The organism is bacterium, from assembly GCA_039961635.1.
Lineage (GTDB): Bacteria > 4484-113 > 4484-113 > JAGGVC01 > JAGGVC01 > JABRWB01.
Map to the genome: position 1 here is coordinate 1 of JABRWB010000072.1, position 6,369 is coordinate 6,369.

Here is a 6,369-nt window from a genome sequence, read left to right on the forward strand (position 1 = left end):
GCCCGCGCCCGCATCGCCCGCTCCCGCCGCGCCCCCTTGCGCATCGCCCGCTCCCGCATCGCCCGCTTCCGCATCGCCCGCTTCCGCGCCTTGCGAATATCCGGCGCGGACATCGCCCGCGCCTGCGCCGCGTCCTTGCGAATATCCGGCGCGGACATCGCCCGCTTCCGCGCCTTGCGAATATCCGGCGCGGACATCGCCCGCGCCTGCGCTTCGTTCATCCCGGATGCGCACCGCGCCCATTCCGGCGCGCCTGACCGCCCGGATCACGTCCGCGTCGGCGACCTGCGCGCCCTTTGCGGCGGTGACCGACATCGTGCCGCGCAGGACGTCGAAGTCGAGCGCCGCCACGCCGGGCAGCCGCCCGACCGTATCGCGCAGCGCGGAAACCTCCTCCGCGCAGCACATCCCGGTCACCTGAAATTGGACTGTCTTCGCCACCGGCTAATAATACCGCCCGAAGCCCGCCATGCTAAAATTCCAACCGGTTTCACCCGAGGAATAAGGGGAAGGGAAGCATGGCGGTAATCGAAAATCCGATTCTCAACTCGCCGTACGAGGAACCGAAGCGCCATTTCAAGCATGAGAATGGCCAGCCTACGGGCGAGATTGTCGAGGAGCGCCGGATAAGCCAGTATTCGGTTCCGGTTGCGAAGCCCAGGGCGTCGGGACGACGCGCCCAGCTTGAACTGGACATTTTCGATTCTCAAGTATTCAAGCCAAATGAATTGATCAACAACATCCGCCACAGCGTCGGGGTTTGGCGCTCGCGCAATTACCCCAACATCTCATCCCCGACGCGCAGGCTGATTCAATACTGGCGCAGGGAAGAAAGGGAAAGGCGGCTGTTTTTCTGCCAGCTTGAAGCGATTGAAACCGCGATTTACATAACCGAGTGCGCGGAAAAAAGCGGCGACTCAAGGATAATCAACGAGCTTGTAAATTCAAACCGAGCGAGCAATCCCGAACTTTTCCGGATCGCATTCAAAATGGCGACCGGAAGCGGTAAAACGCTGGTTATGGCGATGCTGATTACATGGCAGGTGCTGAACAAACGCGCCAATCCCCAGGATGCCCGGTTTTCCGATACTTTTTTGATAATCACGCCCGGAATCACGATTAAGGACCGGCTGCGCGTTCTTTATCCTAGCGACCCGGAGAATTACTACGAAAAATGGGATTTGATACCGCATAGCGATTTTGACGACATCCAATCCGCAAACATTCTCGTCACCAATTTTCATTCGTTCCTGCCGCGTGAAACGATTTCAACTCCGAAGCTTACGAAGGAAATAATCTGGAAGGGAAGCGACAGGCGGACCAAGGAAACTCCGGGAAAAGTGGTGGCCCGCGTCTGCGCCGAATTTCTGAAAAAGAAAAACATCGTCGTCATAAACGACGAGGGCCACCACTGCTACCGCCGCAAAGCAGAGGAGCCGGAGGAGGAGGAGCTAAAGGGAGAAGAGAAGCAGGAAGCGAAGAAGCGCGACGAGTACGCCCGCATCTGGATTTCCGGTCTCGAAGCAGTCCAGAAAAAGCTCGGAATCCGCGTCGTATACGACCTTTCCGCGACGCCGTTTTTCCTCCGCGGTTCCGGATGGAAAGAAGGCACGCTTTTCCCCTGGGTAGTTTCCGATTTCTCGCTTGTGGACGCGATAGAGTGCGGTGTCGTCAAGGTCCCCCGCGTCCCGGTTTCGGACGACCAGATGACGGACGAAGTTCCGAAATACCGCCATATTTGGCCTCACGTCAAGGACGACCTGCCGAAGAAAGGCCGCGGCGCCGAAGCAGAAACCGGCGAGCCGAAACTTCCCGTCACGCTCGCGGGTGCAATTCACAGCCTTTACAGCAATTACGAAAAATATTTCGAAGCGTGGAAAAAGGAAAGCGAGTCGCGGCATATCAATTCCACGCCCCCCGTTTTCATCGTCGTTTGCAACAACACGAACGTATCTAAGCTGGTTTACGATTACATTTCAGGCTGGGAAAAACGTGTATCCGATAGCGCTTCGAGGCTCGTTCCCGGCGAGCTTCCGCTTTTCAGCAATGTCGAAACCGACTATGCCGGAAACATGAAATGGCGCGCCCGACCATATACGATTCTGGTGGACAGCGAGCAACTTGAAAGCGGCGAAGCGCTTTCCGCCGACTTCCGTAAAATTGCGGCGAATGAAATCGAAAGTTTCAAGAACGAATACAGAAATCGTTATATCGGAAAGGACATTGAAAAAATAACCGATTCCGACATTCTCCGCGAAGTGATGAACACCGTCGGCAAGCCCGGCAAGCTTGGCGAGAATGTGCGCTGCGTCGTTTCGGTTTCGATGCTGACCGAAGGATGGGATGCGAACACCGTAACGCATATACTTGGAATCCGCGCTTTCGGCACCCAGCTTTTGTGCGAGCAGGTTGTGGGCCGCGCGCTCCGGCGAATGTCGTTCGAGCTGAATGACGAAAACAAATTTTCGCCGGAATATGCGGAAGTTTACGGCGTCCCGTTCACGTTCATGCAAACGTCGGGAGGAACCGCAATCCCCGTGTCTAGGCCGTACACCCGCGTCCAAGCGTTGCCGGAGCGCGCCCATTGCGAAATCCGGTTCCCTCGCGTCGCGGGATACCGGTATGAACTGACGGCCCAAAATCTCTCCGCCGAATTTACCGATGACAGCAGGCTGACGCTATCCGCGGAGGATATTCCTACAACCGTGGAGAATGCGCCGATCGTGGGCGAATCTTCGATACACGAGCTGAACGACCTGCGCGCTAGGCGCGAGCAGGAAGTCGCGTTCCTAATCGCAAAGCTCACGCTGGAGCGGTACTTCACGCAGGAGATTGAACGGCCCGCGGATAATCCGAAGGTGCATAAATTCAACTCCGAAGTCAAGTATTGGTATTTCCCGCAAGTTCTGGAAATTACCCGCCGCTGGATTAAGGACTGCGTGAAGCTGAAGGACAAGACATTCATCCAAGAATTGCTTCTCCTGGAATTTGCCTACCGCGCTTCGGATAAGATTTACAGGGCGATCGTCCACGGCGACCGGGGCGAAAAGCGGCTGATGCCGATTCTCCATCCTTATAATACGGAAGGCTCCACCAGCCGCGTGGATTTCGAAACTACGAAGCCGGTTTACAGCACGAGCGAGGATAAATGCCACGTAAGCCATGTAGTCGGCGACACCCAGTCCTGGGAGCAGAAGATGGCGAAGGTTTTCGAAGACCCCGACATGCCCGAAGTGCTCCACTACGTCAAGAACGCAAATCTCGGTTTCACGATCCCTTACACGCTGTACGGCGAGGAAAAGCAGTACTATCCAGACTTCATCGCGCATATTGACGACGGCCGGGAAGATCCGCTTAACCTTATCGTGGAAGTCACCGGAATCAAGAAAAAGGACAAGGAAGCAAAGGTGGAAACCGGAAAGACGCTCTGGGTGCCCGCGGTAAACAACCACGGCGGATTCGGGCGCTGGGCGTTCCTGGAAGTCCGCGACCCGTGGAACTGCATGGACGACCTGAAGGCGTTCATCGAAGGAAACAAGGAGGACAGGCCCAATGCCGCGCAAAACTAAATCCGATCCCCGCAAACCGAAAACCAAAATCGCCGACGTCAAGCACATCAAAGATAAGCGCGTGAACATCCCGACGCGCGAGACCGAGGAGTTCGCCCGCGAGGACGAGATGAAGCCCGCGACCGTCCTTTATCCCCGCGATCCCGACCTCGACCCCCAGCTTGTCTGGAAGGGCAAGGACGAGCAGAACAAAGAGCCGCTGTCGGTAAAAGCCGTCCCGATTTACATCCACGAGAAGATCGGCCCCAAGGCGATAATCGAGGATTTCCGCCGCGCGCAGGAGCGCAAGGAAAGGCGCGCCGCGGGGATGGACCTGGAGCTTTTCGCCGATTTCAACGGGATCGAGTTCGACAAAATGGTGGACTTCTACCGGCACGAACAAAACTGGTCGAACCGGATGATCCTTGGCGATTCGCTGTACGTGATGTGCTCGCTCGCCGAAAAGGAACGGCTCAAGGGCAAGGTTCAGATGATTTACATTGACCCGCCCTACGGAATCAAGTTCGGAAGCAACTGGCAGGTGAGCACGCGCAAGCGCGACGTGAAAGACGGCAAACTTGAGGACGCGACAAGGGAGCCGGAGCAGATAAAAGCCTTCCGCGACACATGGGAGCTCGGCATCCACAGCTATCTGTCGTACCTGCGCGACAGATTGACGGTTGCGCGCGAGCTTTTGACGGAGAGCGGGAGTATTTTCGTCCAGATCGGCGACGAAAACGTCCATCTCGTGCGCTGCCTGATGGACGAGGTGTTCGGAAGCGAGAATTTTGTTAGTATGGTTTCATTTGCAACTACAAGCGGCTTCGAGGCAAAAACCCTTTCAAGGGCTGGGGACTATCTAGTATGGTACGGTAAAAGCACCGAAAAAATAAAGTACCGCGAAATATATAGGTTAAAGGACACGAGCATTGCAGGAAGCAGTGGGTACAACTTCTTTGAAAGTGAATATGGCGATCTGAAGGGAATTAATGAGTCAAATTTCGATAATGAAGAAGCGACTTTTGATTACTCAAAAATGGTTGCACTTGGAGATTTGCAGTCGCGAGGCAAGGCAAGCGAAGACCAAGCGTTTCCATACCGTAAACGGATTTATCGCCCCAACGATAATAGCCATTGGAAAGCAAGCTGCCCTACTGGAATGGAGCGGCTAGCGCGGACAAACAGAATTGTCCAGGTTGGAAATGTAATACGTTACAAGCGATACTTTAACGATAATCCACTTTACCCCCTAAATAATTTGTGGGCGGAACAACTTTCGGAGCAACAAAAAACATTCGTTGTACAGACTTCAACTAAGGTTATCGAGCGCTGCCTTCTCATGACCACCGATCCCGGCGATCTGGTTCTCGATCCGACTTGTGGGAGCGGGACGACCGCGTACGTGGCCGAGCAGTGGGGACGGCGCTGGATAACGATAGACACATCCCGAGTCGCGCTCGCGCTCGCCCGCACCCGGCTTATGTGCGCCAAATACCCGTACTACATACTTTCCGATTCGCCGGAAGGCCTGCAACAGGAAGCAGCACTTGGCGGAAAAGTTTACGAGTGCGGAACGGCGGAAGGCGATATACGGAAGGGCTTCGTGTACAAACGCGTTCCGCATGTCACTTTGAAAAGCATCGCCAACAACGAAGAGATTGACGTCATCCATGCGAAATGGCAGCCGGGGCTTGACGAACTCCGGGCGAAAATAAACGAAGCCTGCAAAACGAATTGGGAGGAATGGGAAATCCCGCGGGAAGTCCCGAAAGGCTCGGGGCCGCTTGCGGACGTGCTCATCCCGGAATGGTGGGAGACCCGGCGGAAGCGCCAGAAGGAAATTGACGAATCCATAGCGCGGCGCGCGGATATCGAGCTTTTGTACGACAAGCCGTACGAGGACACCTCAAAAGTGCGCGTCGCCGGGCCGTTCACCGTGGAAAGCCTGTCGCCGCACAGGACGATTGCGGCGGATGCGGAACGCCCTGAAACAGAGGAGGCGGCGGAAAACATGGGCAACGGCCAGTTTGTGCTGACGGTAATCGAAAATCTCAAGAAAGCCGGAGTGCAGAACACAAAAAAGAAAGAGCGGCTGATGTTTTCAAGGCTTGAGCCGTACGCGGGGACTTACATACACGCGAAAGGCGAATTCGAGGAAGCCGGAAAGTCAAAAACGGTCGCGGTGGCAATCGGCCCGGAAAACGGAACCGTCGGGAACGATTTGATAAAGGACGCGGCGAAGGAAATAATGAAGGGCCCGGGGATTGACCTTTTGATCGTTTGCGGATTCGCGTTCGACCCGTATGTGGACCAGGAAGTGCTGGAATGGGGGAAGCTCCGGATACTCACCGCCCGGATGAACATGGAACTTCAGATGGGGGACGCGCTCAAGAAAACCGGGGCGGGGAACCTGTTCATGGTATTCGGCGAGCCGGATATCGAAATAAGGAAATCGGACGGCCAGGTGACGGTCGAAATAAAGGGCCTCGACATTTACGACCCGACGACCGGCCAGATAAAGAACAATTCCACCGACGACATCGCGGCATGGTTCATTGACACCGACTACAACGGCGAAAGCTTCTTCGTGCGCCATGCGTACTTCTGCGGCGCGGACAGGCCGTACGAGAAACTGAAGCGGGCTTTGCGGGCCGAAATTGACGAATCGGCATGGGAGCAGCTTTATTCCACGGTCAGCCGCCCGTTCGACGCTCCGAAATCCGGCAAAATTGCGGTGAAGGTGATCAATCACTACGGCGACGAAGTGCTGAAGGTGTACGAGGTGTAGCGGCCGCGCCCCCTCCCGCCCCAACTCCCTACT

General features: G+C 55.7%; 3 protein-coding genes. 2 read left to right on the forward strand and 1 reads right to left on the reverse strand.

The genetic code is table 11. From position 1 onward, the window contains the following. Nucleotides 1-441 (reverse strand): heavy-metal-associated domain-containing protein (locus tag HRF49_10690; protein ID MEP0815113.1); only part of this gene is annotated, 441 nt, incomplete at its 3' end. A gap of 77 nt (nucleotides 442-518) precedes the next feature. On the opposite strand from HRF49_10690, the gene HRF49_10695 reads away from it, so the two are divergent. Together HRF49_10695 and HRF49_10700 are read left to right on the forward strand one after the other, a co-directional pair. Beyond that, nucleotides 519-3,569, forward strand: coding sequence for a DEAD/DEAH box helicase family protein (locus HRF49_10695; protein ID MEP0815114.1), 3,051 nt, complete (start codon nucleotides 519-521; stop codon nucleotides 3,567-3,569). Continuing rightward, entirely contained in the window at nucleotides 3,553-6,336 is a 2,784-nt protein-coding gene (locus HRF49_10700) for a site-specific DNA-methyltransferase (protein MEP0815115.1), read from the forward strand. The genes HRF49_10695 and HRF49_10700 overlap by 17 nt, the downstream gene beginning before the upstream one ends. Nucleotides 6,337-6,369 lie beyond the last annotated feature (33 nt).

Coding starts and splice junctions, on each gene's coding strand:
- HRF49_10695 (MEP0815114.1), top strand. CDS start 519: ATGGCGGTAATCGAAAATCCGATTCTCAACTCGCCGTACGAGGAACCG.
- HRF49_10700 (MEP0815115.1), top strand. CDS start 3,553: ATGCCGCGCAAAACTAAATCCGATCCCCGCAAACCGAAAACCAAAATC.